Raw genomic sequence first — 26,576 nt, forward strand, 5'->3', positions numbered from 1 at the left:
CACGCATCGTTCATCCACAAGCCACGCCGCCGCACGGCGCGCGGCGTGGCCTTCGGCGTGCTGAGTGAATATGGTCGCGCCTCCCTTCACGCGATTTCCGTGTTCCGCATGACCGACAGCCTCGCCACCGCCACCGCCCGGCAGATCGCGCAGACGATCGCACAGGAGATCGGCGCCCGCCCGCAACAGGCGGAAGCCGCCATCGCCCTGCTCGACGAGGGCGCGACCGTTCCCTTCATCGCGCGCTACCGCAAGGAAGTGACGGGCGGGCTGGACGACACGCAGCTGCGCCGGCTGGATGAGCGGCTGGTCTATCTGCGCGAGCTGGAATCCCGCCGCGCGGCGATCCTCGATTCCATCCGCCAGCAGGAAAAGCTGACCCCGGAGCTGGAAGCCGCGCTCGCCGCCGCCACCACCAAGGCGGAGCTGGAAGACATCTATCTCCCCTTCAAGCCCAAGCGCCGCAACCGGGCGGAAATCGCCCGCGAGCGTGGCCTCGGCCCGCTGGCCGACGCCATCCTCGCCGACCGCGCCCTCGTGCCGGCAGAGCTGGCGGCCGGCTATGTCACGCCGGAGGTGGCGGATGTGAAAGCGGCGCTGGAAGGCGCGCGCGACATCCTTTCCGAACAGTTCGCCCAGAATGCCGAGCTGATCGGCCGGCTGCGGTCCTATCTCCACGCCAATGCCTTCCTGCGCGCCCGGCTGGTGGAGGGCAAGCAGGAGGAAGGCGCCAAATTCTCCGACTATTTCGACCATGTGGAGCGCTGGTCCGGCGTGCCGAGCCACCGCGCGCTCGCCATGCTGCGCGGGCGCAACGAGGACGTGCTGGCGCTGGAAATAGAGGTCGACGCCGAAGACCCGCGCCCGATCAAGCCGGTGGTGCGGATGATCGCGGACGCCTATGCCATCGGCGAGAAGCTGCCCGGCGATGTCTGGCTGATGGAGATCGCTGGCTGGACCTGGCGGGTCAAGCTCTCGCTGCATCTCTCGCTCGATCTGATGACCGAGCTGCGGGCGCGGGCGGAGAAGGAAGCCATCGACGTTTTCGCCCGCAACCTGAAGGACCTGCTGCTCGCCGCCCCGGCCGGCTCGCGCACCACGATGGGGCTCGACCCCGGCATCCGCACCGGCGTCAAGGTCGCGGTGGTGGACGGCACCGGCAAGCTGCTCGCCACCTCCACCGTCTACCCCTTCCAGCCGAAGAACGATGTGCGCGGCACGCAGGCCGAACTCGCCCGGCTCATCCGCGCCCACAATGTCGATCTCATCGCCATCGGCAACGGCACCGGCAGCCGCGAGACGGAGAAGCTGGTCGCGGAACTCCTCGCCGCCCTTCCCCCTTCCGCCTCGGGCTCGAAGCCGCTGAAAGTGGTGGTGTCGGAAGCCGGCGCCTCGGTCTATTCCGCCTCGGAACTGGCGGCGGCGGAATTCCCCGGCCTCGACGTGTCGCTGCGCGGCGCCGTTTCCATCGCCCGCCGGCTGCAGGACCCGCTGGCCGAACTCGTCAAGATCGACCCGAAGTCGATCGGTGTCGGCCAGTACCAGCACGATGTCGACCAGTACCACCTCGCCCGCGCGCTGGACGCGGTGGTGGAAGATGCGGTGAACGCGGTCGGCGTCGATCTCAACACCGCTTCGGCCTCGCTGCTGGCGCGCGTCTCGGGGCTGGGCTCCTCCTTGGCCGAAGCCATCGTCGCCCATCGCGATGCCAATGGCCCCTTCGCCAGCCGCAAGCAGCTGAAAGACGTGCCGCGCCTCGGGCCGCGCACCTTCGAGCAATGCGCGGGATTTTTGCGCATCCGCGACGGCGCTGAGCCGCTCGACGCGTCCGCCGTCCACCCGGAAGCCTATGGCGTCGCCCGCAAGATCGTCGCCGCCTGCGGCCGCGACCTGCGCAGCCTGATGGGCGACAGCGCCGCGCTCTCCGGCCTCAACCCCGCCGCCTTCGTCGATGAGCGCTTTGGCCTGCCCACCGTGCGCGACATCATCGCCGAATTGGACAAGCCCGGCCGCGACCCGCGCCCCGCCTTCAAGACCGCCACCTTCACTGACGGCATCGATGACATGAAGGACCTCAAGCCCGGCATGGAGCTGGAAGGCACGGTCACCAATGTCGCCGCCTTCGGCGCCTTCGTGGATATCGGCGTGCATCAGGACGGGCTGGTCCACGTCTCCCAGCTCGCCGACCGCTTCGTCAAGGACGCCCATGAGGTGGTGAAGGTCGGCGATGTGGTGAAGGTGCGGGTGCTGGAGATCGACCTCAAGCGCAAGCGCATCTCGCTCTCCATGCGCCGCGATGCCGGCGCAGGCGGGGCGAAGGCGCAGGGCGAGCGGGGTCAGGGCGAGCGCGGCCCGCGCGATTCCTCCCCGCCCCCGCGTGGTCCCCGCCCGCCCGCGCGCGAGCCGCAAAAGGCGCCGCAGGGCGCGCTCGGCGCCGCGCTGATGGACGCGCTGAAGCGGCGGTAGAGCCCCGGCGCTTCAGGCGGCGATCAGCGCGATCCAGCCGGCCGCCATCGCCATGCAGGCGAGGGTGACCGGCACGCCGGCGCGGGCGAATTCGCCGAAGGAAATCTTCACCCCGCACGCCGCCGCCTGTTCCACCACGATGATGCCGGCCAGGCTGCCGAAGACGATGAGGTTGCTGGAAAAGCCGGTGCCGAGCGCCAGCGCCGCGCCCAGCGCCTCGGCATCCCCGCCGGGCGTGAGGAAGGGCACGAGCAGCATCACGGCGGGGTTGTTGCCGACGATATTGCTCAGCGCCCCGCCGACGAGATAGAGCGCGAGCGGGTCGTCAAGATTGAGCCCGGTGGCGCGCAGCCCGGCGAGAAGGTGCTGCGGCAGGCCGGTGGCCGCCATCGCCGCATTGACCACGAACAGGCTCATGATCAGCACCAGCAGGTCGCCATCGACCTGCGCCAGCAGATCGCGCGAGGCGATTTGCCGGTTGATCAGCAGCACCCCGGCGGCGCCGAGCGCGATCAGCTCGCGCGGCCAATCGCTGAAGATGAAGGCCACCACCACGAGCACCGTCACCACCCCCGCCTTCGCCGTCTCCAGCCGGTCGAGCGTCACCGGCGGCGCCACCACCGGAGCGGCCCGCGTCGCGCTCGCCTCCGGCAGCGTCCAGCGGCCGCGATAGATCAGCGCCACGATCCCCCATACCAGCGGCAGCGAGGCCAGCGCCGGCAGGCCCGCCACGGCGAGAAAACCGGTGAAGGACAGGCCGAGCTGCTGGGCGGCGATCATGTTCTGCGGCGAGCCGATCAGCGTGCCGGCCGAGCCGGTATTGGCGGCGAAGCAGAAGGCGAGCAGGAACGGCACCGGGTTCAGCCCCCGCGCCAGGGTGAGCGAGACCAAGAGCGGCGTCATCGCCACCACCACCACATCATTGGTCAGCAGCGCCGAGAGCCCGCCTCCGACGCCGACCAGCACCGCGAGCAGCACCGGCGCGCTCACCGGCAGCAGCGCCACGCGCGCGGCGGTCCAGCCATAGAAGCCCGAGACGACGAAGGCGGCGGACACCACCATCAGCCCGAACAACATGCCGACGCTGGCATAGTCGATCGATTCCCACGCCGCCTTCGGGCTGATGCCGCCCACCACCATCACCGCCAGCGCCCCGACCAGCGCGGCGCCGGTGCGGTCCACCATGAAGCCCGGCAGCTTGCCGAAACCCATGGCGACATAGACGAGCAGGAAGATGAGGAGAGTGAGGGCCATCAGCGGCGCTCCACGAAAGGCGGGCGGCGCGGGGCCCGGCGCCATCGGCAGCAGGAAGCCGGGCGGAGGAACCGCCACGTCGCCCCTTCTTCCCGCGAAAGGCCGGCGGGGTCCACCCCGCATCTGAGAGCTCTCGCCCGCAACCGCTCAGCGGCCCAAGGGCGCCATGCGCGCGAGATAGCCCGCGACGATGCCGGGAATGCGCCAGGGCTCCCGCCACAGCCCCCACCCCTCTGCCCCGACCGCCGTGCGCAATGCCCGGCGCGTATAGTGCCAGCGGGGATGGCGGGTGAAGCGCTCCAGCATCTCCAGCTGAGCGGGGTCGGCGGGCAGCGGGCTGGGGAGGCCGAAATACCGCTCGGTCACGGTCAGCAGGCGCTGGGCCGGCCGTTCCCAGCCCGCCGCGACCGCACGCTCGACAAAGGCGGGGGGTAACGTCCCGCCGAAATCGTCATGGATGCGGACGACGAACTCCAGCGCCTTCATCAGCGGCACGGTGCTGACGCGCAGGAGGTGGTCCTGCGGCCGGGTGCATTGGGCGAAAGCGTTCAGCAGCCGCCCCAGCGGATCGAGCCGGCCGATCCGCAGCCCGTCCCAGTCCAGCCATTCCACCGCCTGCGCCGCCTCTTCGGGCGGCAGCAGGGCGCTCTGGTCGGGGTCGAGAACGGTGCGGTGCAGCTCGATCCGCGCCATTTCGTCGGGGTGGAAATAGGGCGGGTAATGCGCCCCCTCCTTCCACTCATGCCCCTCCGCGTCATAGCCGAGCCCCCGCAGCACCGCGCCTGCGGTCCGCTGCGCCGCCGCCTCCGGCAGCCAGAGGTCGAGGTCCGACATCTGCCGGCCGGCGGCGGGCCCCGCGGGCGGCAGCAGGGTGAGCGCCCCCTTGAGCCAGACCGGTGCGATGCCGGCGGCGTTGAGGGCGGCGCTCACGGCCCGCATCTGCCGGCGCAGGCCCTCATTGCGCTCGGTGTTCCAGTCCGCCACCGCCGCCAGAATATCCGCGAGTTCGGCGTCGACGCGATCGCCCAGTCCATGACGGGCGAGCGCGACGGACAGGGCCGGGATCAGCCGGTGCCGGTCGGCCTGGGCGAGCACCGCCGTCCAGGGCGCGTCGGCCGCGGCGGCGGTCCGCAGCGCCGCGCGGCTGGAAAAGGGCGACACCAGCGCGCAGAGCAGGCGCAGTCCGTCGAGCGAGGCGTTCCGGCGCGGCATGGGGTCCTCGAAAGTAGCGCCCGCGGCGCCGTTGAAACGCCGCGCAAGCCCCAGGCTGAAGGGCAGGCACGCGCCCAAGGGTGCATTTCGCGCTGGTGCCATAAGACCATCAAAGATATCCTGCAACTCAGCTGGCGTTATTGTCGCCTTTCACGCCTTTCGATGCGAGCCGATGCATGGCCCAAACCCCTTCGCTCCCCGAGCCGGAGAAGACCGCGCCCACCGATGAGCGCCGCCGCGCGGCGTTGCGCCGGCTCGGCCGTGGCGCGGCCTATTCCCTGCCCGCCACCCTGGCCATCATGACCATCAACCGGGCCGCCGCCGCCAGTTGACGGAGCAGCCCGCGCGGTGCATTTTTACCTCTGACCATTTTGGCTTCGGCTCCGCGAGTCAGGGAACAGGCATGGCGACGGATCGTTCATCGGAAAGCGAGCAGCAATCGCCCGCCGTGTCCGCTGCGCCGTCGGGTGCCGATGCGCGCCGGCGCGCCGCGCTGGCGAAGCTGGGCCGTGGCGCCGCCTTTGCCGTTCCCGCCACGCTCGGCCTGATGATGATGCCGCGCGCCGCCCGCGCGAGCTGACGCCGGTCTCACCGCCTCGCATCTGTGGGGCAAGCTCTGACCACCCATCGACAATGACACGCCGCACCACCGGCTGGCCCTGCAGGGCTGCCGATGGGCCGGAGACCCAAATGTCCACCGAAAACACCCCCCGCCCGAGTGACAAGGCCCCGGAACCGACCGATGAGCGGCGCCGCGCCGCGCTGCGCAAACTCGGCAAGGCGGCGACCTATGCCGCGCCGGCGACGCTGAGCCTCATGGCGATCCGCCGCGCCGCCGCCGACAGCTAGAGCCATGCCCGCAAAGGCTGCTGGCGGTTTGCGCCAGCAATTGCCTGACATCCGTGCGTTTGCGCAGGTCTGGCGACGTTGAGGTCAACGGGCCTGCTCGCGACAACAGCTTCACCCCCGGAACTGTCGGGCAAGGCCCCGGCCGGCGCGCGCCGCCCGCGCAGCGCACGTCCCGCTTCGAACTGGCGACGCTCCCCCCATGATCCCTTCCGCCGAACCGCGTTTCTATTTCCGTGTGCTCGACGACGTGCTCTTCGTCTTCGACCAGCACCTCGAAATGGCGCACGCGTTGAATGCGCCGGCCGCGCGGCTGTTCCTCGCGCTTTCCGACAGCTTCCGGCCGGTCGCTGCCCTCGGCGCGGAGGCGGCGGTGGATGGCGCCGATGATCTCGCGGCCTGCTTCGGCGCCTGGGAGGACCTCGGCTGGATCGAGCGCGATACGGCCGGCCAGGTGCGGCTGCGGCCCTCCCAAAGGGATGCTGCGCCCGCCGGACCCCTCGCGCCCAAGGCGGAGAGCCGCCCGGCCGTTCTGCTGCAACAGTTCCAGGTCCGGCTGGCGGGCACCTCGGTGGCGCTGCGCCTGCTCGCCACCGGGCGCCGGGGCGGGGAGGCGACGCCTCCCGCCTGCCTTGCCGTACGCCTCGCCACGGGCGAAAGGCTGATGGGGTTCTTCAGCGGCTTTCTCGATCCCGATCCCGCCCATCACCTGCCGCTCGCCACGCTCGATGTCATTGTCGAGGAAGAGGGCTTCACCCTGCGCTGCGTCAGCGGCGGGGCGATCACCCGCCAGCTCTTCACCGAGGAGGCATCGCAGGCCGTCGGCAAGTCGCATCTCTGGCTGCTCGATCTCGTCTATCGCGACCCGCCGCCCGCCATCTTCGTTCATGCCGCCGTGCTGTCCACCGCCGATGGCGCGCTGATGATGGCGGGGGTCTCCGGCGCGGGAAAGAGCACGCTGTCGGCCTATCTCGTGGCGCAGGGCTGGCGTTTCGGCACGGACGATTCCCCGGCCATCGCCTTTTCCGGCGGCGAGGCGGTGGTGCTGCCCTGCCCGGGGGCGATCAGTCTCAAGCCCGGCAGCCTTGAGGCGCTGGCGCCGTTTTATCCCGGCCTCAAGGAGCGGCCGCGCATCGGCAGCGGCGAAAAGCGCGGCTGCTATCTGCCGGTGCCGCTGGAGCGGCACATGCCGCCGCACGGCCCGGAAAACCGCCTCGCCTGCCTCGTCTTTCCCCGCTTCGCAGCGGGATCGTCGACGGAGGTCGAACCGATCGGGCCGGCACGCGCGCTGCTGGAGCTGATGGATGCCGAATTCGGCCTCGCCGAGCCTGCCGGCGCCGCCGAACTCGACGCCTTTTTCGACGCGCTGGAGCGCCTGCCGCGCTACGCCGTCACCTATAGCGACCTGGCGGACATGGAAGCCGTGCTGCGCCGGCTGCTGGCCGGCGCGCCGGCCTGAGCCGCGCCGGCCGCGACCTCAGCCGGCGGCGCTCAGCCCGCCGGGCGCGCGCTCCCAATAGAACGTCTCCACCGCTTCGAGATGCGCGCGCATCGCCGCTTCCGCCGCGTCCGCGTCATGGGCGGCGATCCCGTCATAGATGCGCTCATGGTAGGCAAGGGCGAGTTCCTTCGCCTCCGCCACCTGCAGCGTCACCTTGCGCTGCTGCGACAGCCACTGCACCACCGCCTGGTGCAGCCCGTTGAACAGCGGGTTCTGCGCCACCAGCACGATCTGATAATGGAAGGCGATGTCGGAGGCCTCGAACGCCGCCCGGTCGCCGAGGTCGCGCCGGTTGCGGGCCAGCGCATCGCCGATGCGGGCGATGTCCGCCGGCCCCGCCTCGCGCGCGGCATGCCGGGTCAGGGCGAGTTCGAGATGCAGCCGCGCATTCTGGAAATGCGCCATGCCGGCCGGCTGGGCCAGATAGGCCCGCACCGAGGCCGACAGCTCGTGGATGAAATGCTTGGGGTCCGGCCGCGCCACCCGTGCCCGCTCGCCATTGGCAATCGACACCAGCCCGGCCTTCTGCAGCGACAGCAGCGCCTCACGGATTGCCGGGCGGCCGACCTTGAACTGCTCCATCAGCTCACGCTCGGAGGGCAGCGCATCGCCCTCCCCCAGCGTGCCGTCGAGCATCAGCTGCTGCAGGCGCTCGGCCACATCCTCATAGATGCGGCGGCGGCGGATCGGTTCGATGTCCAGCACGGCGACTCCCCAGGTGGTATGAAAGGATCGCCGGCCCGGCCGCCCTGTCAACCGCAAGATGCGCGGGCGCGTTCAGCGCTTCCTCGGCTGGACGACGACGGTGGCGGTCAGGCCCGCCACCAGCCGCACCTCCGGCGGTACCGGGCCGAGCTTGATCCGCACCGGAATGCGCTGGGCGAGGCGGATCCAGTCGAAATTCGGGTCCACCTGCGCCAGCAGCCCCTGGCCGGGATTGGCGATGGCGCGGCTCAGCCCCTCCACCTCGCCGTCGATCACCACGCCGCCGGCCATCAGCTCCACCCGCGCGGGGTCGCCGTCGCGGATGGAGGGCAGCTTGGTTTCCATGAAATAGGCGTAGACATAGAAGGAATGGCTGTCGACCAGCGCCAGTATGGCCTCGCCGACCCGGGCATAATCGCCGGCATCGACGTTGAAATTGGTGATGTAGCCATCGGTCGGGGCGCGCACGCGCGAGCGCTCCAGATTGATCTGCGCCATGGTCAGCGCCGCCTCAGCGGCGTCGAGCTCGGCCTGCGCCTCGGCGGCGGTGGCGGCGGTGAGTTCGACCGTCTGCGCCGAGATGGCGTCGGCATCGGCGCGCTCCAGATTAGCGTCGCGCCGGGCGGTATCGCCGGCATAGCGCAGCGCCTGCTGCTTCAGTTCCACATCCGCCTGCGCCTGCCGCAGCGCGGCGGTGAAGCGCTGCTGGTCGATGACGAACAGGATCTCGCCCTTCCGGACGAACTGGTTGTCGCGGACATTGACGGAATCGACGAGGCCGGAGACATCGGGCGCGATCGCCACCACCTGCGCCAGCACCCGCGCGTCGCGGGTCCAGGGCGCGACCGTGTAGTAGAGCCACAGCCGCCAGCCGACGAAAACCGCCGCCGCGGTCGCCAGCAGGGTGACGCCCACGCGCAGGGCGGAGCCCATCTTCATCGCAGAACCTCCAGCAACGACGGCAGCAGCAGAATGAACATGCCGAACAGGATGATGTAGAGCGCCGCGTCGAACAGCGGCCGGTGCCAGACGAAGCGGTAGAACCCCGCCCGCGCCAGACCCCAGCGCAGCAGCAGGTACGGCGCCAGCGCGACGGCCGCCCAGATCAGCACCGGCGGGAAATAGATGCCGAACGCCTCGGGGGTGAAGAAGGGCCAGGCGGTGTGCATCTCAGCCCTCCCCGAAAGCATGCAGCAGATAGGCGCGGTCGATCTCGAAACGGTCGACGATGAAGCGCAGCGACGCCCCGGCGCGCAGGTTCAGCCCCGCCGCCTTCGAGCCGGCCGGCAGAGCGAGCCCGGCCAGCCCCGCCAGCGTCTCACGCGCCAGCGCCTCCGCCGCCGCCACATGCGCCGGCAGCGCGCTCCCCGCCTCGGGAAAGCCCGCCAGTTGCGCGGCGAAGCGGTCGAGGAAGAGCGCGACCCGCGCGCGCGTTTCCTCCGCCAGTTCCGGCGCGCCCAGCAGCCGACGCAGGCGGCCGAGCTCCAGCGCGGTCGAGGCCGCGCCCAGCGTGCCGCGCAGATACTCGTCCTCCCCCGGCCGGGCGAGGGCGAGGCGCGGCAGCAGATCGGCCAGTGCGCCGACGATCTCGCGCAGGATCGCCCGCTCGTGCCGCTCGCCGCGCGCCGCCTCCGGCAGGCGGGTGCCGAGCGTCGTGTTCCACAGCTGCCGGCGCGAGGCGCGCGAGGTGACGGGAAACAGCTTCAGCAGCACCAGCGCCATCCCCATGCCGAACAGGGTGGAGAGGGCGGCGTTGAGGAAGCCCGCCTCGTCCGGGCGGAACACATTGCCGGTGCCGAGCTCGGCGACGAAATAGGCGCCGAAGGCCGTGCCCGCCAAGGCGAGCGCCGGCGTTCCCGCCATCAGCCCGGCCGGGAACAGCGCCACCATGAGGAACAGCGCCAGCGCGTCGAACCCCTCGATGCGCGGCAACACGAACACCATGGCGCCATAGGCCGCCACCATGCCGAGCCCGGCACAGATCAGGAAGGACAGGCCGAGCGCCCCCGGCCGGTCCTGGTTGACGGCGAAGAACAGCAGCACGGCGAGGCCGGCGGCGGCGCTGAAGCCGCTGGTCCATTCCGTCGCCGCCCAGAAGCCGCACATCGCCAGCAAGAGCAGCCCCGCGCGCAGCCCGGCGAGCCGCGCCTCCCGGCGCTGCGCCGGCGCCATCACCGGCGGCGGGCGCGCGGCCTTGGGCGCCGCCAGCGTCGCGAGGCCGCGCAGGGCCAGGGGGCCGGTGGGGCGCAGGCTCGCCGCCTGGCTCACCATCACCATGGAAAGCCCGTGCAGCAGGTCGCCGGCGCGTCGCAGGATCAGCACGCCATTGGCCAGCGGCAGGAACGGCACCTGTCCGGCCATCGCCTCCAGCTCGGCGCCGGCGGCATTGAGCGCGACACGCGCGGCCAGCAGCTGCGCGCGCACGCGCTTTGTGTCGGCGAAAGCGGCAGGGTCGGCCGCCAGCCGCTCCAGCAGCGCCGCCACATCCGCCATGGCCGGGCGCAGCCGGTCGGCCACCGGCCCCGCCCCTTCCACCGCGAATTCGTCGAGCCGCAGATACAGCCCGCGCGCCACCGCCAGCACGCGCAGGAATTCGCGCGTCATCCGCCGCAGGCCGGCATCGTTGGCGCGCATTTCCGGCGCCTCGAACAGGGTGTAGGAGCGCAGCGCGTCGAACTTCACCACCGCTTCCACCATCTCGCGGCGCAGCGGCGCGAAGGCGGTTATGGGCGTGACCGGCTGCAGCGCCACCGCACCATAATGGCACAGCCGGCCGAACAGCACCGCCAGCTGGCCGCGCAGCACGTCGCCGGCATAGACCGGAAACACCAGCACGCTCATCGCCGTGACGAAGACAATGCCGAGGATGATTTCCGCCGTGCGGTCGACGGCGAGGTGCCAGGCTTGCGCCGGCGCGGAGGCCCCTTCCAGCCCCACCAGCAGCGCGGTGTAGCCGGCGAGCAGGAAGCTGTAGGAGGTGAAGTTGCGCGAGAGCCCCGCCTGGGTGAAGCAGAAGCCGAGCCACAGCGCGAGCGAACCGACCAGCGGCAGCGGTGCCTGCGACCACAGCGCGAGAATCAGCAGCCCCGCCGCCGCGCCCAGCAGCGTGCCGGCGACGCGGAAGGCGCCCTTGGCCACGGCGGCGCCGGCGGTGGGCTGGGCGAGGAGATAGACGGTGAGCGCCGCCCATTGCGGGTCGTCGAGCTGAAGCCAATAGGCGGCGCCCAGCGCCATCACCGCCGCGGCGGCGGTGCGCAGCGAAAACACGATGTTGCGCCAGCCGAGATCCACCGGCACGGCGGCGCGCAGCCATGTCCACACATCCGGAAAGGCGGTGCCGGCAGGGGTCATGGCGCTCCAACGCATCAAGGGCAACACCGGCGGGCCGGCGCGGGACGCGCCCGAAAGCGCGGCGACCCTAGCAACATGCCGCCCGGAGGCGCAATGGCGGGCTCACCACACCAGCGCGGCCGTGCGCACCGGCGCACACCACAGCGCGAATTCGGCCGGGGTAAGCAGCGCCAGCGTCAGCGAGAGCCCCGCCATGTCGAGCGAGGTGACGAAGGTGCCGACCAGCGCCCGCACGGGGACGAGGCCCCGCTCGCCCAGCACGGCACGGGCGAGCGCATGGGCGCGGTTGAGCTCGATCGGCGGCGTGCCGCCAAAGCCGTTGACGATCAGCAGCGGGTGCGCCTCGGCGAGCGGGGGAAGCTGCGCCAGCACCGGCTCGCACAGCAGGCGCACGATCTCTTCCGCCCCGGCGCGGCGGGTGCGGTAGAGCCCCGGTTCGCCATGAATGCCGACGCCGATCTCCATCTCGTCCGGCCCGAGGGCGAAGGTGTCGCGCGCCGTGTCCGGCAGCGACACCCCGCGCAAGGCGACGCCCATGCTGCGCAGCCGCCCCGACAGCCCGTCGCCAAGCGCCTTGAGGGTGGCAAGATCGTCCCCACGCTCGGCCGCCGCGCCGAGAATCTTCTCCACCACCACCGTGCCGGCCACGCCGCGCCGGCCCCGGCTGCGCACGGAAGGCCCGGTGGCGGCGTCGTCCTCGACGATCACCGTCTCCACATGATGGCGCCCGGCGGCCATCTCCGCCGCCATCTCGAAATTCATCACGTCGCCATCATAGTTCTTCACCACCAGCAGGCAGCCGGCGCCGCCATCGGTCTCGTCCATGGCGGCGAGAATCTGGTCGGGCGTCGGCGAGGTGAAGACATGGCCGGTGCAGGCGGCATCCAGCATGCCGGCGCCGATGAAGCCACAATGCAGCGGCTCATGCCCGGCCCCGCCGCCGGATATCACCGCCACCTTGCCGGGCGTGAGCCGACGGCGGCGCACGAACTTGGCGTCACGGCCGAAGGCGACGAGGTCCTCATGCGCGGCGACGAAGCCGGCGAGGCTGTCCGCCACCAGCGTCTGTGCCGTGCCGGGACGCCGCGTCATCGCGCCCTCGCCCCTTCCGGCGCGCCATGTGCCGCCTGTGCCGCCCGCTGCCGCACCGGCTTAGCCCGCCCGCTGCGGGCCGGGCGCGCGGCCCGTCCTCGCCTGCATTCACTCGCTCCCATTCACCAGCACCGCCATCTTAGCCACGAAGTCGGCGACGGCATCGTCGAAGCTGCGATTCTTCCGGTCATCGCCGAAATCCGGCACCATCAGCGCCAGCGTTCGCATGGAGGAGCCGCCGCCCACATCCGGCAACCGGCCGGGATGGGCGGCCTGATAGGCGGCAAGGAAGCGCTCCTGCTCCGCCGGGCTGAAATGGCACACCCTCAGGATGGTCGGCAGGTGCCGGGCGGGCAAGGGCGTGTCATAGGCCGGGCTGGTCACCTGGGTGACGAAGCTGCGGTGCTTGCCCAGCGCCGCCGCCAGACGCTGGCGCGTGCCGGAGGGCCGGTTGTCGAGAATGCCGGACAAGAGGGTCTTGTAGGCGATCACCGCCTCGTCGCTGGTCTCGCGCGCCATGGCTAGCCCCGCCCCGGCGGGGAATTGGGCGCGGCGCCCGCCAGCGCCGCGCGCACCGCCTCGATCTGGCCGGGCGGCACGGAAAGCCCGTCGAAGCCCAGCGCCCGCAGTCGGCCGGCGGCTTCGGGACGGGCCGCGAGATCGCCGCACAGCGACACCGGCCGGCCCAGCGCCCGGCCGCTTGCGCAGATATGGTCCAGCAACCGGAACATCGCCGTTTCCGCTCCCGCACAGAGCGGCGCCACCGCCGGATTGTCGCGCGCCGCCGCTGCGAGATACTGCATCAGGTCATTGGTGCCCACGGAAAAGAACGCCGCCTGCGGGAACAGGTCCAGCGTCAGCGCCGCAGCCGGCACCTCCACCATGATGCCGAGCGGCGGCAGGCGGGCCTCCACCCCCTGCCGCGTCAGCCGGGCGGCTTCCTCCTCGAACAGGAGCACCATCGCCGCGAGCTCCTCCGGCGCCGTTACCATGGGCAGCAGCACGGAGAGCGGGCCAAAGGCCGCCGCCCGCAGCAGCGCCCGCGCCTGAATGCGGGCGAGATCGGGATGCGCGAGCAGGAAGCGCACCCCGCGCAGGCCGAGCACGGCGGCGGGGTCGCCTTCGGCAAGGCCGGGAAGCGCCTTGTCGCCGCCGAGATCGAGCAGGCGCAGCGTCACCGGCTTGCCGCCGAGCGGCTCAAGGAGGCGGCGATAGAGGGCGAGATGCCGCTCCTCGCTCAGCGCCTCGGCGGCATGGGTGAAGAGGAACTCGGTCCGCACCAGCCCGACCCCGTCCACGCGCGCAGGATCGAGCCCGTCGAGATCGGCCAGCGTGTCGATGGTGGCGAACAGGCCGGGCCGTCCGGCAGCGGGGGCAAGGGATGCCGGGGACGCGGGAGCGCTTTCCGGCGACGGGGCGGGGGCCGCCGCCATCTCCCCGCCGTCGGGGTGGAGGCAGGCAAGGCCGCGCGTGCCGTCCACCAGCAGCGGATCGCCCGCATTCCCCGGCACGGCGCCGAGGCCGACCACCATCGGCACGCCGCGCGCCCGGGCCAGCAGGGCGACATGGCTCGCCGCGCTGCCGGCGCCCAGCGCGATGGCGCCGCCCTGGGACCAGTCATGGGCGAGGAAGACGCTCGGCGGCATGTCGCGCCCGACATAGACCGACCCCGAGGGGAAGTCGGCGCGGGTTCGGCCGGCGAGCGCGTCGAGCACGCGGTGCTGCAGGTCCATCAGGTCGGCGGCGCGCAGGGCGAAGGGATCGGGTTCGGCCGCATCGGCCTGCCTGTCGGTCTCACTGGCGGTCTCATCGGCCTCACCGGTCACCTCGTCGATCCGCTCATTCATCGCTGCGGCAAAGGCCAAGGCCGCGCCTTCGCCGCGTTCGATGCGGGCCAGGGCGGGCGCGAGCAGCTCGCCATCGAGCAGGAGTTCGATCTGGAAATCGAGGATTCCCGCGCTTTCGGCATCGGCTTCGGCGGCGAGCGCGCGCAATTCGGCAATGGCGCGCGCCACCGCCGCCGCCAGCGCCGCGCGCGGCTCGCCCGCGCTTCCGGCCAGCCCGGCGGCCTCCGCCAGCTCGCCGGCGCGGTACAGCGGGCCAACCGCCCGGCCGGGCGAAGCGGGCTGGCCGCGCTGCTCACACCGGGCGGCCATCGGCGCGCCCGGGCTTGCGGTCCTCGTCGAAATTGCGCCGCACCAGCTCGCTCAGCGCTGCCACCGCCTCCTGCGCCCGCGCCCCTTCGGCGCGAATTCTCATTCTGGTTCCGCGTCTTATGCGGGCGCCGATGATCTTGACGATGCTCTTGCCATTCAGCCAGTCGGCCGATCCGTCGAGCGCCACTTCCACCGTGCAGGGAAAGCTCTTGGCCAGTCGGGTGAAGGCGACGGAGGGCCGGGCGTGCAGACCGACGCCGTGCGTGACCTCGACCTCGGCCTGGCAGCGATGGGCGGAAGGCCGCCCGATAAGGGGGAGAGGTTCGGCCATCACGCGGACAGCTCTTCCGCCGTCGCGACCACCCGCGCCAGCGACGAGCCCCCGGAGGCCTCCGCCGCCGCCACCACCGCGCCCTCCACCAGCGGCGCGTTGCAGATGGCGACCTTGGCGGCGCGCGCCGGCTCCAGCATCTCTACCGCCATCTCGCTATTGGTCTCCGCCCCGCCGAGATCGACGAAGATGGCCACCCCGGCTTCCGACCACGCGGCCTCTATAGCGATCAGAATACCTTCCACATGCGTTCCCAAACCGCCGTCCTTATTGCCCCCGCTCCAGGCGAGAGGCACGCATCCCCCCACCATCTGACGCACCATGTCGGCGGCGCCCTGGGCGACGAGGGGCGAATGCGACACGATCACGATGCCCACATTGGCGCCGCGCGCGGGGGTCATGATGGGGTATGCTCCTGAAAATACTGGCAGATTGTCATGGCAAGCAGGGCACAGCTGGACGCACCGGGGTCCTCGTGACCGACGGAGCGTGCGCCGAGATAGGACGCCCGGCCGCGCCGCGCCAGCATCATTTCCGTCGCCTGCGCGGCCGTGCGCGCGCAGGCGGCGATGCGGTCGGGCGCGGCGTGGCGCGCGATCTCCGCCTGCACGGGGTAGAGCACGTCGAGCAGCGTCTTGTCGCCGGGCCCGGAACGGCCGCGCCGGGCCACCGCCGCGATCGCCCGTGCCAGGCTTGCGGCGAAATCGGTCCGACCGCCCTCATCGGCCAGACCCCGCCCCAGCTCCATCAGCAGCGTCCCGTAAAGGGGGCCGGCAGCGCCGCCGATCGTCATCACGAGCACCAGCCCGATCCGCTCCAGCGCCGCCGGCAGCGGCAGGGAAGCGATCTCGCTTCGCTCGCCATACACCGCCTCAAGCCCCCGCTGCATGTTGGTGCCGTGGTCGCCATCGCCGATGGCGCTGTCGAGCCGGCCAAGATGCTCGCAATGCCGCTCGATCTGCGCGCGGCACAGCGCAATGAGCTGGGAGAGATCGGAAGCGTCGAGCGGCATCGTTCTCCTCCCTCGCCGGGTTCTTCAGGCGCCTGCGGCCAGCGCCTCGAACACCCGCGCCACCGCCACCGCGCCGGGATCGGGCGATCCCTCTAGCTCCCGCGCGGCGACATAGGCCGCGCGCCCGGCCCGCGCCCGCGCCATCGTCCGCGTCGCCTCCGCACCGGCCGCCGCAGCAGCGGCGGCGGCCGCGAGATCGCCGGCGGCCAGCGCTTTCAGCGCGGGATCGAGCGCGTCGATCATGGTGCGGTCGCCGGGTACCGCGCCGCCATAGAAGACCACGCGGTCAAGGCCGGCGAGCAGGGCGGAAGCCAGATTCTTTCCTTCCCCCCGCGCCTGCCCGGCGGCGGTGAAGAAGATGGACAGCAGGACGCCGCTCGATCCGCCCATGGCGGTACCGAGACCCGCCCCAATGGCCTTCAGCGTGGCGGCGGCATCGGCCAGCGGCAGATGAGGAAGAGCGTTCAGAGCGAAGCGGGCACCGGTCGCGACGGTGCTCCCGGTGTCGCCGTCGCCGGCGCGGGCGTCGAGCCGGTTCAACTCCTCCTCCAGCCCGACAAGCGTCGTGCAGACGCGGCGGATAACCGCTTCGGTGGCCGCGTCGGCGCTGGCGGCAACGTCCGTCGCGCGCGGCGCGGTCGGCGCCGCCTCAATCGCCACCGTGCCGGGAGGCACAGCCGGCCGCCACGCCAGCGGCTCGGCCGCTGCGGTCAGCGCCGCCTCGCGCGCCGGGTCGAGCTTGAGGTAAGACAGCGAAAAGCCGTTCATGTTCAGGGCGGTCATCAGCGGCGCCGGCCCGATGACCAGCTTCACCCCGCGCCCCAGATCGGAGGCCAGCAGAGCCTCGGCGATCAGACTCATCTCCAGAGGCGGCACGGAACCGAGATTGTTGATCAGCAGCGCATAGGCGGCCGCGGGATCGAGGCGGGCGCCGAGGCGTTCGTGCATCAGCGCGACTATGTCGCTTGCCGGCAGAAGCGGAATGCGTTCCACGCCGGGCTCGCCATGGATGCCGAGGCCGAGTTCGCCTTCCTCCGCCCCCAGCCGCCCCTCGAAAGGCTGGCCGGGAATCGAGCAGGAGGACAGCGAGACGCCGAGCGAGGCGATGTCGGCCGCTGCGGCTCGGGCGGCGGTCGCAACAGTCGCCAGGTCCGCGCCGGTCTCGGCGAGATGGCCGGCGATCTTGTGCACGAACAGCGTTCCGGCCACCCCGCGCGGCTGCGGAATGTCCGGCAGGGCGATGTCGTCGGCCACAATCGCCATTTCGACCTTGTAGCCTTCGGTGCGGGCGCGCTCGGCGGCGAGGCCGAAATTCAACCGGTCTCCCGTGTAGTTCTTGACGATGAGGAGGCAGCCGGGCGCGCCGGTGACGGCGCGGATGGCGGTGAGCACGGCCTCAACACTCGGTGAGGCGAAGATCTCGCCGGAGACAGCGGCGGTAAGCAGCCCGCGGCCGACGAAGCCGGCATGCGACGGCTCGTGGCCCGCGCCGCCGCCGGAGATGACGGCAACCCTGGACTTGTCCCAGTCCGCGCGCAGCACGACCTTGATGTCGGGATAGGTGTCGAGCCGGGCCAGCCGACCGGGGGGTGTCGTGCGCAGAAGCCCGTCCAGCGCCTCGGTGACGATGCTATCCCGCCGGTTGAAAAAGTGTTTCATGGCCGTCTTCCCTTCGTTCGACGCGGCCTCCGGCACGGCTGCCTTCCGCCCTCAACGCACGTTGTCGGCTTAGATAAGCCTTTGGCCATCCTGGCCAAAATAGAGTGGATTCTTCAAGATCAGGCTGACGCTGTCGCCGGGCGCCACCGCCATGTCGGGATCGGCGAGGGTGACCAGCTTGTGCGCGCCAAGGCGGATATGCAGATGGTTCTGGTCGCCAAGATGCTCGATCCAGTCCACCCGCGCATTGCCGCCCTCTCCGGGAAGGAGGACGATGTGCTCCGTCCGCGCGCCGATGGTGCGGGTGCCCGGCGGCATCGGCACGTCAGGGACGAGGCCGACGGGAAGAAGATTGATGTGCGGCTGGCCGAGCCGGGCCGCGACATGGAGATTGGCCGGGCTGGCATAGATCTCGCGGGGCGTGCCGATCTGTACCAGCCGCCCCTCGGCGAGAATGCCGATGCGGTCGGCCATGGTCATGGCCTCGATCTGGTCATGGGTGACATAGAGCAGCGTCGCGCCGAGTTCCTTCTGGATGCGCTTCAGTTCCAGCCGCAATTCGCCGCGCAGCTTGGCGTCCAGCGAGGAAAGCGGCTCGTCCATGAGGTAGATGGACGGCCGGCGGACCAGCGCCCGGCCGATCGCCACGCGCTGCATCTCACCGCCGGAGAGGCGGGTGGAGCGGTTCTCCAGCTTGTGGTCAATGCGCACCATCTTCGCCACCTCCCGCACCCGTGCGTCGATGGCGGCACCGTCCATGCGCCGTGCCGGGGAACGCAGCGGAAAGGCCAGGTTCTCGTAGACGGTGAGGTGCGGATAGAGCGAATATTGCTGAAAGACGAAAGCCACGTCGCGGCTTGCCGGCGCGACCCCCGCCATGGGCCGCCCGCCAATGCTCACCGTGCCGGCATCGGGCGTCTCCAGCCCGGCGATGAGCCGAAGCGTGGTGGTCTTTCCGGCGCCGGTGGGGCCGAGCAGAACCACGAATTCCCCATCCGCGATAGCGAGATCGATGCCATCGCCGGCGCGCTTGGCCCCGCCCTTGCCGAAGCTCTTGGTGATGCCCTTGAGCGTTACGTCAGCCATGGCGGGCCTCCTGGCGCAACGCGCCCTCGTGCAGGGCGGAAGGAATGACGCGGCCGGAGCCGGCATCGAACAATGACAGCCTGTCGCTCTTGAAGGTGAGACCGACCGGCTCGCCGATGCGGTAGCTCTGCTCGGCAGCAAGCCGGGCGCGCACCAGCCCGCCCTCCGTCTCCACGGTCACGATCTGGTTGGTGCCGAGATATTCGCTGCCATAGACCGCGCCGCGCAGCGGCGAGGCGTCCAAGAACCGCACATGCTCGGGACGCACACCCAGCGCCAACGGGCCGGGTGCAACATCCGCGCGCAGCTCCGGCATCGCCACCTCGGCCGCGCCGATGCGCGCCGTGCGCGCCCCCCGCGCCAGCCCGCCGGTGAAGCGGATGAAGTTCATCGGCGGCGAGCCGATGAAATCAGCGACATACATGGAGGCGGGCCGGTCGTAGATTTCCTGTGGCGTGCCGAACTGCTCGATCACGCCGTGGTTCATCACCGCGATCTTGTCGGCCATCGCCATGGCCTCGATCTGGTCATGAGTGACATAGACGGTGGTGGCGTGGATGCGGTTATGCAACTCGCGCAGTTCGCGCACCATCACCTCGCGGAACTCGGCGTCGAGCGTGCCGAGCGGTTCGTCCATGAGGAAGCACATCGGGCGGCGGACGATGGCCCGCCCAAGCGCCACGCGCTGGCGATCGCCACCGGCGAGCCCGGAAACGGGGCGGTCGAGAATATGGTCGATCTGCAGCAGGCGCGCCGTCTCCTCGACACGCGCCTTGATCTCCGCCTTCGGCACGCTCTGCGCGAGGAGCGGGAAGCCGATATTCTTGCGCACATTCATATGCGGGTAGAGCGCGAAGAGCTGGAAGACGAAAGCGATGTCGCGCTCGCTGGCGCGCTTGTAGGTGACGTCTTCTCCGCCCAGGCGGATGGTCCCTCCCGTCGGCAGCTCCAGCCCCGCAATCATTCGCAGCGTGGTCGTCTTGCCGCAGCCGGAAGGACCGAGCAGGGCGAGGAACTCGCCATTCTCGACGGTGAAGCTCGAATCCTGCACGGCGACGAACTCGCCGAAAGCCTTGCGCAGGTTCTCGACCCTGATCTCGGCCATGCGCCTACTCCGGGAATTTGGACACGATCATGAACATGAACGTGCCGGCGAGAAGGGTGACGAGGGAATAGGTGTAGAGCACAAGCGCGAAGGGCTGGAACAGCATGAGGAAGCCGAGGCCGATGATGGTGACGGCAACCGCCTCCATCGGCCCGCGCCGCAGGAAGAAGGGGCGGCGGGGCCTCACTGGCGAGGGGCTGTGGGGGGCGAGGACAGGATCGCTCATTTGCGCACCGCGCCGAAAGTGATGCCGCGAAGCAGCTGCTTGCGCAGCAGGATGGTGAAGACGAGGATCGGCACCAGGAAGATGGTGGTACCCGCCGCCACCGCCGGCCAGTCCTGCCCGCCCTCGCCGATGATGGTGGGGATGAAGGGCGGCGCGGTCTGCGCGCTGCCGGAGGTGAGCAGCGAGGCGAAGGCGTATTCGTTCCAAGCGAAGATCAGGCAGAAGATGGCGGTAGCGGCAATGCCCGTGGTCGCCTGCGGCAGCACCACCTTGCGGAAGGCCTGCAGCCGCGAATAGCCGTCGATCATCGCCGCCTCTTCATACTCGCGCGGGATCTCGTCGATGAAGCCCTTGAGCAGCCACACGGCCAGCGAGACATTCACCGCCGTGTAGAGCAGCATCATCCCCAGTGCGGTGTCGGAAAGGCCGAGCTGCCGGTACATGAGGTAGATCGGGATCGCCACCGCGATGGGCGGCATCATCCGGGTGGAGAGGATGAAGAACAGCAGATCATCCGCCAGCGGCACCTTGAAGCGCGAGAAGCCATAGGCCGCCAGCGTGCCGAGCCCGACCGCGAGGAAGGTGGCCCCGAAGGCAATGATCAGCGAATTGGTGAAGCGCGGCAGGAAGTTGGACGGACCGGCGATCACCATGTTGCGCTCGCGCGTGACCGCGTCGCACAGGTTCTCCGGCGGCGGAAGGGATGCGATGTATTCCGGGGTCTGCCGCGTGCGCGTGGTGAAGAGGTTGCAGTAGCCTTCCAGCGACGGCGTGAACAGGATCTTCGGCGGGTAGGAAATCGAGTCCGGCGGGGACTTGATCGAGGTGAGGAAGATCCACACCAGCGGGATCATGGTGATGACCGCATAGAGAATGACCAGCGTCGCGGCGATGCGCTTGGAACGAGCGCTCGGCTCGACGACCGAATGGGCGGTGTTTACCGAGCTCATCGCTGTTTCACCCTGTTGAGCGCCTTGACGTAGATGTTGGCGAGGCCGAACACGGCGACGAAGAGAACGATGGCGAAAGCCGATGAGCGCCCGGTCGCCCACGCTTCGAAGGCGTCGCGTTTCAGCGCGATGGAGGCGACCTCTGTGGTCGAGCCCGGCCCGCCGCCGGTCAGCAGGTTGACCATGTCGAACATCTTGAAGTTCTCGATGCCGCGGAACAGCACCGCCAGCATGATGAAAGGCAGCGCCATCGGCACGGTGATCGACCAGAACTGCCGCCAGTTCGACGCGCGATCGACTTCGGCCGCTTCATAGATGTAGTCGGGAATGGAGCGTAGCCCGGCGAGACAGATCAGCATCACATAGGGCGTCCACATCCAGGTATCGACGATGATGATCGCCCAGGGCGCCAGGTTCACGCTGCCGAGCATCTGGATCTCGGAGGTGGGGATGCCGGTGAGGAACGAAACGGCATAGGCGAACAGGCCGATCTGCGGCTCATAGAGGAACCGCCAGAAATTGCCGACCACGGCGGGCGACAGCATCATCGGGATGAGGATGAGCGTCGTCCAGAACGCATGCCCCCGGAACTTGCGGTCGATGAGATAGGCCAGCGCGAAGCCGATCACCGTCTGGAGAAGGATGGTCCAGAACACGAAATGCGCCGTGGTCTGCATCGAGGCCCAGATGTCGGGATCGTTCAGCACCCGCGAATAATTGCCGAGGCCGACATTCTTGACCTCCGCATTGGGGCGGTTGGCGCGGTAATTGGTGAAGGACAGGTAGATCGCCCAGAACAACGGGAAGATGTTGATCGCGAGCAGCAGCGCGATGGTGGGCGCGATGAACAGCCAGGCAATCGCCTTGTCGGAGAGCGCCCGCACCCGCCGCGCGAGTGGTTCCGGGGTTGCCCGCACCGCCGCCTCGGCGGCCTTGTCGGCATAAGTGTGTGGGGATGTCGTCACGCGCGCCCTCGCTGGCGTCGGCGGAAAAGGGGCGATCCGGTGGGGTCTCGGGATGAGCCGGATCGCCCGCGGGAGGAAGCGGAGCCTACTCCCTCTCCCCGCCGGGGAGAGGATGGGGCAAGGGGTGCGGGGCGCTCAACGCGCGGGTCACCCCCTCACCGACCCGCTTGGCGGGCCCCTCTCCCGGGCGGGAGAGGATCAGATGGTCGCGATCTCAAATCTTGCCGTCTTCCTTGAAGATCTCGGTCCAGTCCTTTTCGAGACCGTCGAGAGCCTCCTTTGCCGTGCCCTTGCCGGCGACGACATAGTCATGCACCCGCTTCTGCATCGCCTGCAGCAGCTCGGCGTAAGAAGGCTCGGCCCAGAAGTCCTTCACGATCGCCATTGATTCAAGGAAGGCGGGCGCATAGGGCTGGCTGGTCTTGAAGTCGGGCGCGTCGACCACCGCCTTCAGGCAGGAATAGCCGCCAAGCTGCCACCACTTGGCCTGCACCTGCGGCTGGGCGAACCATTTGATGTACTGGAGGGCGGCGTCGCGCTTGTCCGAGTAGGACACCACCGAAATGCCCTGCCCGCCGAGCTGAGCGTAATGATACTTCTCCGCCGGGTTGGGGAAGAAGCCGATGCGGTCGCCACCGACCTTCTCGTCCTTGTAGAGGCCGGGCCAGGTGAAGGCGAAGTTCATCTGCATCGCCACCTGCCCAGATTTGAAGGCGTCGGCCGATTCCACCATATAGACGTTGGACGCGCCGGGCGGGGTGCAGCAATCGTAAAGCGCCTTGTAGAATTCGAGGCCCTTGATCGCATCCGGCGAGTTCACATAGCCCTGCATGTCATAGGGCTTCTTGGGGTTGTCATACATGAAACCCCAATCGTACAGGACGTTGGTCACGCCCATGGTGATGCCTTCCGAACCACGCTCGGTATAGATCGAGGCACCGTAGACGGTCTTGCCGTCGATCTGCCGCTTCTGGAAGAACTCGGCGATCTGCTTGAGCTGGTCATAGGTCTTCGGCGCGTCGAGGTCCCAGCCGTACTTCGCCTTGAATTCCTTCTGGATTTCCGGGCGCTGGAACCAGTCCTTGCGGTAGGTCCAGCCCACCACGTCGCCCATCGCCGGCAGGGCCCAGTAATTCGGCGTGTTCTTCGGCCATTCGGAATAGCCGACGACCGTCGCGGGAACGAAGTCATCCATCTTGATGCCTTCCTTCGCGAAGAAGTCGTTCAGCTTCACATAATGCCCGTTCTCCGCCGCGCCGCCGACCCACTGGCTGTCGCCGATGATGAGGTCGCACAGCTTGCCGCGCGAATTCAGTTCATTGAGGAAGCGGTCGGCATAGCTGGTCCAGGGAACGAACTCGAACTTCATGTCGATGCCGGTCTTGGCGGTGAAGTCCTTGGACAGCTCCACCAGCGCATTGGCCGGGTCCCAGGCCGCCCAGCACAGCGTGAGCTGCTCGGCCTTCGCCGCCTGCGGCACGGACATCAGCGCGCAAACGGCCGTCGCCCCCAGAAGGGGTATCCACTGCTTCAGCATGCTCTCCTCCCAGAACGAGGGGCTTTCTGCCCCTTTCATGGCTCACCGTGGCGCAGGACGCGCCGAAACGATTTAGCTTTGTGTTTAGTTATGCGCCGATCGCTCAACATGACAAGAGCAAATCGTTGCTGCAGCGCAGCGGTGCCGGGAGACCGCACGCCCGCCGTCGCCAGCTCGGACGAAGGTTCGCTTATGATTTGAGGAAGTGCGCACCCTCAGGCCGATAAACGCGACGAGGCCGGGATGTCGCACCCCCGCCGATGCGCAGCGTCGCCGAGGGCGACCAGCGGCTCGGTTGGCATGCCAGCGATATGCCACGGAATTGCTGCAATGCACCCAATCGAAGGTTCGCTTCTTTCGATTTGACGCTATTGCGACCAAAAACACTTTCGTATAGCGTCGATATGAAGATAAAAACGAAAGCGCTACTGACCTAAAGCAGCGCATCGGGAGAGACGCCTTTGAACGCTCGCACTCGGGACGAGATTTACGACCTTGCGATCATTGGCGGGGGCGTGAATGGCTGCGGCATCGCCCGCGATGCTGCCGGGCGCGGCGTCTCCGTCGTCCTGCTGGAACAGGGCGATTTCGCCGGCGCGACCTCTTCCGCCTCCACCAAGCTGATCCATGGTGGGCTGCGCTATCTCGAACATTACGAGTTCCGGCTGGTGCACGAGGCGCTGGCCGAACGCGAAGTGCTGTGGGCGATTGCCCCGCACATCATCTGGCCGCTGCGCTTCGTGCTTCCGCACCACGCCGGCCTGCGCCCCGCCTGGCTGCTCCGGCTTGGGCTGTTCCTCTACGACCATCTCGGCGGGCGCAAGCTTCTGCCGGCCACGCGCTCGCTCGATCTGGCGCGCGACCCTGCCGGCCGGCCGCTGCGCGAGGGCTATCGCCGCGCCTTCGAATATTCCGACTGCTGGGTGGAGGACAGCCGGCTAGTGGTGCTGAACGCACTCGACGCGGCCGAGCGCGGCGCCGACATACGCCGGAGCACCCGCGTCGTCTCCGCCAGCCGCGAGCCGGAATTCTGGCGTATCGAGTTCGAGGAAGGCGGCGCACACCGGGTGGTCAATGCGCGCGCGCTGGTCAATGCCGCCGGCCCCTGGGTGCATGACGTGCTGGCGCATGTGCTGCGTGCCAATTCGCCCGCCAATGTCCGGCTCGTGCAGGGCAGCCACATCGTCGTGCCCCGGCTCTACGACCATGACCGGGCCTACATTTTCCAGAATGCGGACGGTCGTATCATCTTCGCCATTCCCTATGAGCAGGACTTCACCCTCATCGGCACCACCGACCGCGACTTCGGCAGCACGCCGAGCCGGCCCGTCGCCAGCCAAGAGGAGATCGCCTATCTCTGCGCCGCTGCGAGCGAGTATTTCAGTCGCCCGGTGACGCCTGGCGACGTGGTCTGGACCTATTCCGGCGTCCGGCCGCTCTATGACGATGGCGCGTCCAAGGCACAGGAAGCCACGCGCGATTATGTGCTGGAACTGGACGACCAGGACGGGCGGGTGCCGGTTCTGTCCGTCTTCGGCGGGAAGATCACCACCTATCGCCGCCTCGCCGAGCACGCCATCGAAAAGCTGACCCCCTATCTGCCGGGCGCCTCCAAGACCTCCTGGACCGGCACGGCGCCGCTGCCGGGCGGGGATTTCGGCGTGCATGACCAACCGCGCATCGTCGCCCAGCTGCTGCGTGCACATCCCTGGCTCGATGAACGCCTCGCCCGCCGCCTGGTCGTCGCCTATGGTACGCGCGCCATGCGGATCCTCGACGGCGCCCGGTCGGCTGGCGATCTCGGGCGCGTGTTCGGCGCCGACCTGACCGAGGCGGAGGTCCGCTACCTGATGCGGGAGGAGTGGGCACGTACCGCCGAGGATGTGCTATGGCGGCGCTCCAAGCTCGGCCTGCGCTTCTCCGCTGAGGAGACGGCCGCGCTTGATGCCTTCATGGCCGAATGCGTGGCCCCGGCCGCAGCATCGGCCTCGCTGCGGGGGATTGCGCAATGACACTCGAACTCGCCCATGTCTCGCGCAGCGTGCGCGGCGTTCCCTTCATTCGCGACGTGTCGCTGCGGCTGGAGCGCGGCAGCCTGAATGTGCTGCTGGGCGCCACCCTCGCAGGCAAGACCAGCCTCATGCGGCTGATGGCCGGCCTCGACGCCCCGACCTCCGGCCGGGTGCTGGTGGACGGGCGCGACGTCACCGGGCTGTCGGTGAAGAAGCGCAGCGTCGCCATGGTCTACCAGCAGTTCATCAATTATCCCGCGCTTACCGTCTATGAGAACATCGCCTCGCCACTGCGGGTGGCCGGACTGCCGCGCGCGGAGATCGAGGAGCGCGTGCTTTCGGCGGCGAAACTGCTGAAGCTCGATCCCTATCTCCAGCGCACGCCGCTGGCGCTCTCGGGCGGCCAGCAGCAGCGCACCGCCATCGCCCGAGCGCTGGTGAAGCGCGCCGATCTGGTGCTGCTCGACGAGCCGCTGGCCAATCTCGACTACAAGCTGCGCGAGGAACTGCGCGAAGAGCTGCCGCGCATCTTCGCCTCGACCGGCGCGGTGTTCGTCTACGCCACCACCGAGCCGACCGAGGCGCTGCTGCTCGGCGGGCACACCGCCACGTTGCTGGAAGGCGCGATGACCCAGTTCGGCCCGACCGCCGAAGTCTATCGCCGCCCCGCCAACCTCGCCACGGCACGGGTGTTTTCCGACCCGCCGCTCAATGCGCTGCGCGTCACCAAGCAGGGGCACACGGTGCTGATGGAGAACGGCACCGTGTTGCCGGCACATGGCCCGCTGGCTCACGCCTCGAACGGCGCCTACACGATCGGCGTGCGCGCGCACCATCTCGAAGTGGAAGATGTTGCCACCGCCGAGCGTATCGCCGGCGACGGCCTCATCCGGCTCGGCGCCACCATCGCGGTGACCGAGGTGACCGGCTCGGAGAGCTTCCTGCACATGGATATGGGGGCGGAACGCCTCACCGCGCTGGTTCCCGGCGTGCGGCGCCTGGAACCCGACGCGCCGGTGGAAGTGCTGATCGACGCCCGCCACATCCTGCTGTTCGACGCCGAGGGCCGGAGCGTCGCGCCCGTCCGCGATGCGGCGGCGGCCTGAGGGA

26 protein-coding genes are annotated in these 26,576 nt (G+C 69.4%); 7 read left to right on the plus strand and 19 right to left on the minus strand.

Going from position 1 to position 26,576, the window contains the following annotated elements; genetic code table 11:
* The first annotated feature begins 108 nt into the window (after positions 1 to 108).
* Positions 109 to 2,466: a Tex family protein gene (locus K9D25_RS04280; protein WP_244379575.1), complete on the plus strand. Its 2,358-nt coding sequence runs from the start codon at positions 109 to 111 to the stop codon at positions 2,464 to 2,466.
* A 12-nt stretch (positions 2,467 to 2,478) separates the two neighbouring features.
* On the opposite strand, the gene K9D25_RS04285 is transcribed toward K9D25_RS04280, so the two are convergent.
* Together K9D25_RS04285 and K9D25_RS04290 are read right to left on the minus strand one after the other, a co-directional pair.
* Positions 2,479 to 3,798 carry an SLC13 family permease gene (locus tag K9D25_RS04285; RefSeq protein WP_244379576.1) on the minus strand — a complete coding sequence of 440 codons (1,320 nt, stop codon included), beginning with the start codon at positions 3,796 to 3,798 and terminating at the stop codon, positions 2,479 to 2,481.
* 69 nt (positions 3,799 to 3,867) lie between these two features.
* The gene (locus K9D25_RS04290; RefSeq protein WP_244379577.1) at positions 3,868 to 4,932 is read right to left on the minus strand and encodes a nucleotidyltransferase family protein; all 1,065 of its coding nucleotides are present in this window, start codon (positions 4,930 to 4,932) and stop codon (positions 3,868 to 3,870) included.
* 176 nt (positions 4,933 to 5,108) lie between these two features.
* On the opposite strand from K9D25_RS04290, the gene K9D25_RS04295 reads away from it, so the two are divergent.
* The 4 genes from K9D25_RS04295 (at position 5,109) to K9D25_RS04310 (ending at position 7,237) form a co-directional block, all read left to right on the plus strand.
* Positions 5,109 to 5,264 carry a hypothetical protein gene (locus K9D25_RS04295; RefSeq protein WP_244379582.1) on the plus strand — a complete coding sequence of 52 codons (156 nt, stop codon included), beginning with the start codon at positions 5,109 to 5,111 and terminating at the stop codon, positions 5,262 to 5,264.
* A 71-nt stretch (positions 5,265 to 5,335) separates the two neighbouring features.
* Positions 5,336 to 5,512, plus strand: a complete 177-nt coding sequence (locus tag K9D25_RS04300; RefSeq protein WP_244379587.1) for a hypothetical protein — start codon at positions 5,336 to 5,338, stop codon at positions 5,510 to 5,512.
* Between the two features lie 110 nt (positions 5,513 to 5,622).
* On the plus strand, positions 5,623 to 5,781 hold the full coding sequence (locus K9D25_RS04305) for a hypothetical protein (protein WP_244379589.1): 159 nt from the start codon (positions 5,623 to 5,625) through the stop codon (positions 5,779 to 5,781).
* Between the two features lie 199 nt (positions 5,782 to 5,980).
* Positions 5,981 to 7,237, plus strand: a complete 1,257-nt coding sequence (locus K9D25_RS04310; RefSeq protein WP_244379591.1) for a hypothetical protein — start codon at positions 5,981 to 5,983, stop codon at positions 7,235 to 7,237.
* A gap of 18 nt (positions 7,238 to 7,255) precedes the next feature.
* Here the strand turns inward: K9D25_RS04310 and K9D25_RS04315 are convergent, their stop codons facing one another.
* From K9D25_RS04315 to K9D25_RS04395, 17 genes are all read right to left on the minus strand, one after another.
* Positions 7,256 to 7,984 carry a GntR family transcriptional regulator gene (locus K9D25_RS04315; RefSeq protein ID WP_244379593.1) on the minus strand — a complete coding sequence of 243 codons (729 nt, stop codon included), beginning with the start codon at positions 7,982 to 7,984 and terminating at the stop codon, positions 7,256 to 7,258.
* A gap of 72 nt (positions 7,985 to 8,056) precedes the next feature.
* Positions 8,057 to 8,923 (minus strand): efflux RND transporter periplasmic adaptor subunit, encoded by an 867-nt coding sequence (locus K9D25_RS04320; RefSeq protein WP_244379595.1) that lies wholly within the window; start codon positions 8,921 to 8,923, stop codon positions 8,057 to 8,059.
* Positions 8,920 to 9,153 carry a DUF1656 domain-containing protein gene (locus K9D25_RS04325; protein ID WP_244379597.1) on the minus strand — a complete coding sequence of 78 codons (234 nt, stop codon included), beginning with the start codon at positions 9,151 to 9,153 and terminating at the stop codon, positions 8,920 to 8,922. The genes K9D25_RS04320 and K9D25_RS04325 overlap by 4 nt, the downstream gene beginning before the upstream one ends.
* Before the next feature lies 1 nt (position 9,154).
* Positions 9,155 to 11,335, minus strand: coding sequence for an FUSC family protein (locus K9D25_RS04330; RefSeq protein ID WP_244379599.1), 2,181 nt, complete (start codon positions 11,333 to 11,335; stop codon positions 9,155 to 9,157).
* A 102-nt stretch (positions 11,336 to 11,437) separates the two neighbouring features.
* The gene (locus K9D25_RS04335; RefSeq protein ID WP_244379601.1) at positions 11,438 to 12,427 is read right to left on the minus strand and encodes a dihydroxyacetone kinase subunit DhaK; all 990 of its coding nucleotides are present in this window, start codon (positions 12,425 to 12,427) and stop codon (positions 11,438 to 11,440) included.
* Between the two features lie 108 nt (positions 12,428 to 12,535).
* The gene (locus tag K9D25_RS04340; protein WP_244379603.1) at positions 12,536 to 12,946 is read right to left on the minus strand and encodes a hypothetical protein; all 411 of its coding nucleotides are present in this window, start codon (positions 12,944 to 12,946) and stop codon (positions 12,536 to 12,538) included.
* 2 nt (positions 12,947 to 12,948) lie between these two features.
* Complete coding sequence (locus K9D25_RS04345; RefSeq protein WP_244379614.1) at positions 12,949 to 14,583, minus strand: putative PEP-binding protein; 1,635 nt, start codon at positions 14,581 to 14,583, stop codon at positions 12,949 to 12,951.
* The gene (locus K9D25_RS04350; RefSeq protein WP_244379617.1) at positions 14,567 to 14,914 is read right to left on the minus strand and encodes an HPr family phosphocarrier protein; all 348 of its coding nucleotides are present in this window, start codon (positions 14,912 to 14,914) and stop codon (positions 14,567 to 14,569) included. Before K9D25_RS04350 ends, K9D25_RS04345 begins: the two co-directional genes overlap by 17 nt.
* Positions 14,914 to 15,315, minus strand: a complete 402-nt coding sequence (gene dhaM / locus K9D25_RS04355) for a dihydroxyacetone kinase phosphoryl donor subunit DhaM (RefSeq protein ID WP_244379618.1) — start codon at positions 15,313 to 15,315, stop codon at positions 14,914 to 14,916. Before dhaM ends, K9D25_RS04350 begins: the two co-directional genes overlap by 1 nt.
* Complete coding sequence (dhaL, locus tag K9D25_RS04360) at positions 15,312 to 15,926, minus strand: dihydroxyacetone kinase subunit DhaL (RefSeq protein ID WP_244379619.1); 615 nt, start codon at positions 15,924 to 15,926, stop codon at positions 15,312 to 15,314. The genes dhaM and dhaL overlap by 4 nt, the downstream gene beginning before the upstream one ends.
* A gap of 24 nt (positions 15,927 to 15,950) precedes the next feature.
* Positions 15,951 to 17,585, minus strand: coding sequence for a dihydroxyacetone kinase subunit DhaK (locus K9D25_RS04365; RefSeq protein ID WP_244379621.1), 1,635 nt, complete (start codon positions 17,583 to 17,585; stop codon positions 15,951 to 15,953).
* A gap of 69 nt (positions 17,586 to 17,654) precedes the next feature.
* Entirely contained in the window at positions 17,655 to 18,671 is a 1,017-nt protein-coding gene (locus K9D25_RS04370) for an ABC transporter ATP-binding protein (RefSeq protein WP_244379623.1), read from the minus strand.
* A complete protein-coding gene (locus K9D25_RS04375) occupies positions 18,664 to 19,776 on the minus strand; it encodes an ABC transporter ATP-binding protein (RefSeq protein WP_244379625.1) in 1,113 nt (370 codons plus the stop codon). Before K9D25_RS04375 ends, K9D25_RS04370 begins: the two co-directional genes overlap by 8 nt.
* A gap of 4 nt (positions 19,777 to 19,780) precedes the next feature.
* Positions 19,781 to 20,002, minus strand: coding sequence for a hypothetical protein (locus K9D25_RS04380; protein WP_244379627.1), 222 nt, complete (start codon positions 20,000 to 20,002; stop codon positions 19,781 to 19,783).
* On the minus strand, positions 19,999 to 20,952 hold the full coding sequence (locus tag K9D25_RS04385; protein ID WP_244379635.1) for a carbohydrate ABC transporter permease: 954 nt from the start codon (positions 20,950 to 20,952) through the stop codon (positions 19,999 to 20,001). Before K9D25_RS04385 ends, K9D25_RS04380 begins: the two co-directional genes overlap by 4 nt.
* Positions 20,949 to 21,917 carry a carbohydrate ABC transporter permease gene (locus K9D25_RS04390; RefSeq protein ID WP_244379642.1) on the minus strand — a complete coding sequence of 323 codons (969 nt, stop codon included), beginning with the start codon at positions 21,915 to 21,917 and terminating at the stop codon, positions 20,949 to 20,951. Before K9D25_RS04390 ends, K9D25_RS04385 begins: the two co-directional genes overlap by 4 nt.
* 214 nt (positions 21,918 to 22,131) lie before the next feature.
* Positions 22,132 to 23,403 carry an ABC transporter substrate-binding protein gene (locus K9D25_RS04395; RefSeq protein ID WP_370874096.1) on the minus strand — a complete coding sequence of 424 codons (1,272 nt, stop codon included), beginning with the start codon at positions 23,401 to 23,403 and terminating at the stop codon, positions 22,132 to 22,134.
* A gap of 512 nt (positions 23,404 to 23,915) precedes the next feature.
* Here K9D25_RS04395 and glpD point away from each other — a divergent pair.
* Both glpD and K9D25_RS04405 read left to right on the plus strand, forming a co-directional pair.
* Positions 23,916 to 25,466 carry a glycerol-3-phosphate dehydrogenase gene (gene glpD / locus K9D25_RS04400; RefSeq protein ID WP_244379645.1) on the plus strand — a complete coding sequence of 517 codons (1,551 nt, stop codon included), beginning with the start codon at positions 23,916 to 23,918 and terminating at the stop codon, positions 25,464 to 25,466.
* On the plus strand, positions 25,463 to 26,572 hold the full coding sequence (locus K9D25_RS04405; RefSeq protein WP_244379651.1) for an ABC transporter ATP-binding protein: 1,110 nt from the start codon (positions 25,463 to 25,465) through the stop codon (positions 26,570 to 26,572). The genes glpD and K9D25_RS04405 overlap by 4 nt, the downstream gene beginning before the upstream one ends.
* Positions 26,573 to 26,576 lie beyond the last annotated feature (4 nt).

The sequence above is a fragment of the Ancylobacter polymorphus genome (genome assembly GCF_022836935.1).
Classification (GTDB): domain Bacteria; phylum Pseudomonadota; class Alphaproteobacteria; order Rhizobiales; family Xanthobacteraceae; genus Ancylobacter; species Ancylobacter polymorphus_A.

Coding starts and splice junctions, on each gene's coding strand:
- K9D25_RS04365 (WP_244379621.1), bottom strand. CDS start 17,585: ATGAAACACTTTTTCAACCGGCGGGATAGCATCGTCACCGAGGCGCTG.
- K9D25_RS04350 (WP_244379617.1), bottom strand. CDS start 14,914: ATGGCCGAACCTCTCCCCCTTATCGGGCGGCCTTCCGCCCATCGCTGC.
- K9D25_RS04290 (WP_244379577.1), bottom strand. CDS start 4,932: ATGCCGCGCCGGAACGCCTCGCTCGACGGACTGCGCCTGCTCTGCGCG.
- K9D25_RS04375 (WP_244379625.1), bottom strand. CDS start 19,776: ATGGCCGAGATCAGGGTCGAGAACCTGCGCAAGGCTTTCGGCGAGTTC.
- K9D25_RS04305 (WP_244379589.1), top strand. CDS start 5,623: ATGTCCACCGAAAACACCCCCCGCCCGAGTGACAAGGCCCCGGAACCG.
- K9D25_RS04335 (WP_244379601.1), bottom strand. CDS start 12,427: ATGACGCGGCGTCCCGGCACGGCACAGACGCTGGTGGCGGACAGCCTC.
- dhaL (WP_244379619.1), bottom strand. CDS start 15,926: ATGCCGCTCGACGCTTCCGATCTCTCCCAGCTCATTGCGCTGTGCCGC.
- K9D25_RS04345 (WP_244379614.1), bottom strand. CDS start 14,583: ATGGCCGCCCGGTGTGAGCAGCGCGGCCAGCCCGCTTCGCCCGGCCGG.
- K9D25_RS04395 (WP_370874096.1), bottom strand. CDS start 23,403: ATGTCCGTGCCGCAGGCGGCGAAGGCCGAGCAGCTCACGCTGTGCTGG.
- K9D25_RS04310 (WP_244379591.1), top strand. CDS start 5,981: ATGATCCCTTCCGCCGAACCGCGTTTCTATTTCCGTGTGCTCGACGAC.
- K9D25_RS04300 (WP_244379587.1), top strand. CDS start 5,336: ATGGCGACGGATCGTTCATCGGAAAGCGAGCAGCAATCGCCCGCCGTG.
- K9D25_RS04340 (WP_244379603.1), bottom strand. CDS start 12,946: ATGGCGCGCGAGACCAGCGACGAGGCGGTGATCGCCTACAAGACCCTC.
- K9D25_RS04385 (WP_244379635.1), bottom strand. CDS start 20,952: ATGAGCTCGGTAAACACCGCCCATTCGGTCGTCGAGCCGAGCGCTCGT.
- dhaM (WP_244379618.1), bottom strand. CDS start 15,315: ATGACCCCCGCGCGCGGCGCCAATGTGGGCATCGTGATCGTGTCGCAT.
- K9D25_RS04325 (WP_244379597.1), bottom strand. CDS start 9,153: ATGCACACCGCCTGGCCCTTCTTCACCCCCGAGGCGTTCGGCATCTAT.
- K9D25_RS04370 (WP_244379623.1), bottom strand. CDS start 18,671: ATGGCTGACGTAACGCTCAAGGGCATCACCAAGAGCTTCGGCAAGGGC.
- K9D25_RS04330 (WP_244379599.1), bottom strand. CDS start 11,335: ATGACCCCTGCCGGCACCGCCTTTCCGGATGTGTGGACATGGCTGCGC.
- K9D25_RS04295 (WP_244379582.1), top strand. CDS start 5,109: ATGGCCCAAACCCCTTCGCTCCCCGAGCCGGAGAAGACCGCGCCCACC.
- K9D25_RS04280 (WP_244379575.1), top strand. CDS start 109: ATGACCGACAGCCTCGCCACCGCCACCGCCCGGCAGATCGCGCAGACG.
- K9D25_RS04380 (WP_244379627.1), bottom strand. CDS start 20,002: ATGAGCGATCCTGTCCTCGCCCCCCACAGCCCCTCGCCAGTGAGGCCC.
- K9D25_RS04405 (WP_244379651.1), top strand. CDS start 25,463: ATGACACTCGAACTCGCCCATGTCTCGCGCAGCGTGCGCGGCGTTCCC.
- K9D25_RS04320 (WP_244379595.1), bottom strand. CDS start 8,923: ATGAAGATGGGCTCCGCCCTGCGCGTGGGCGTCACCCTGCTGGCGACC.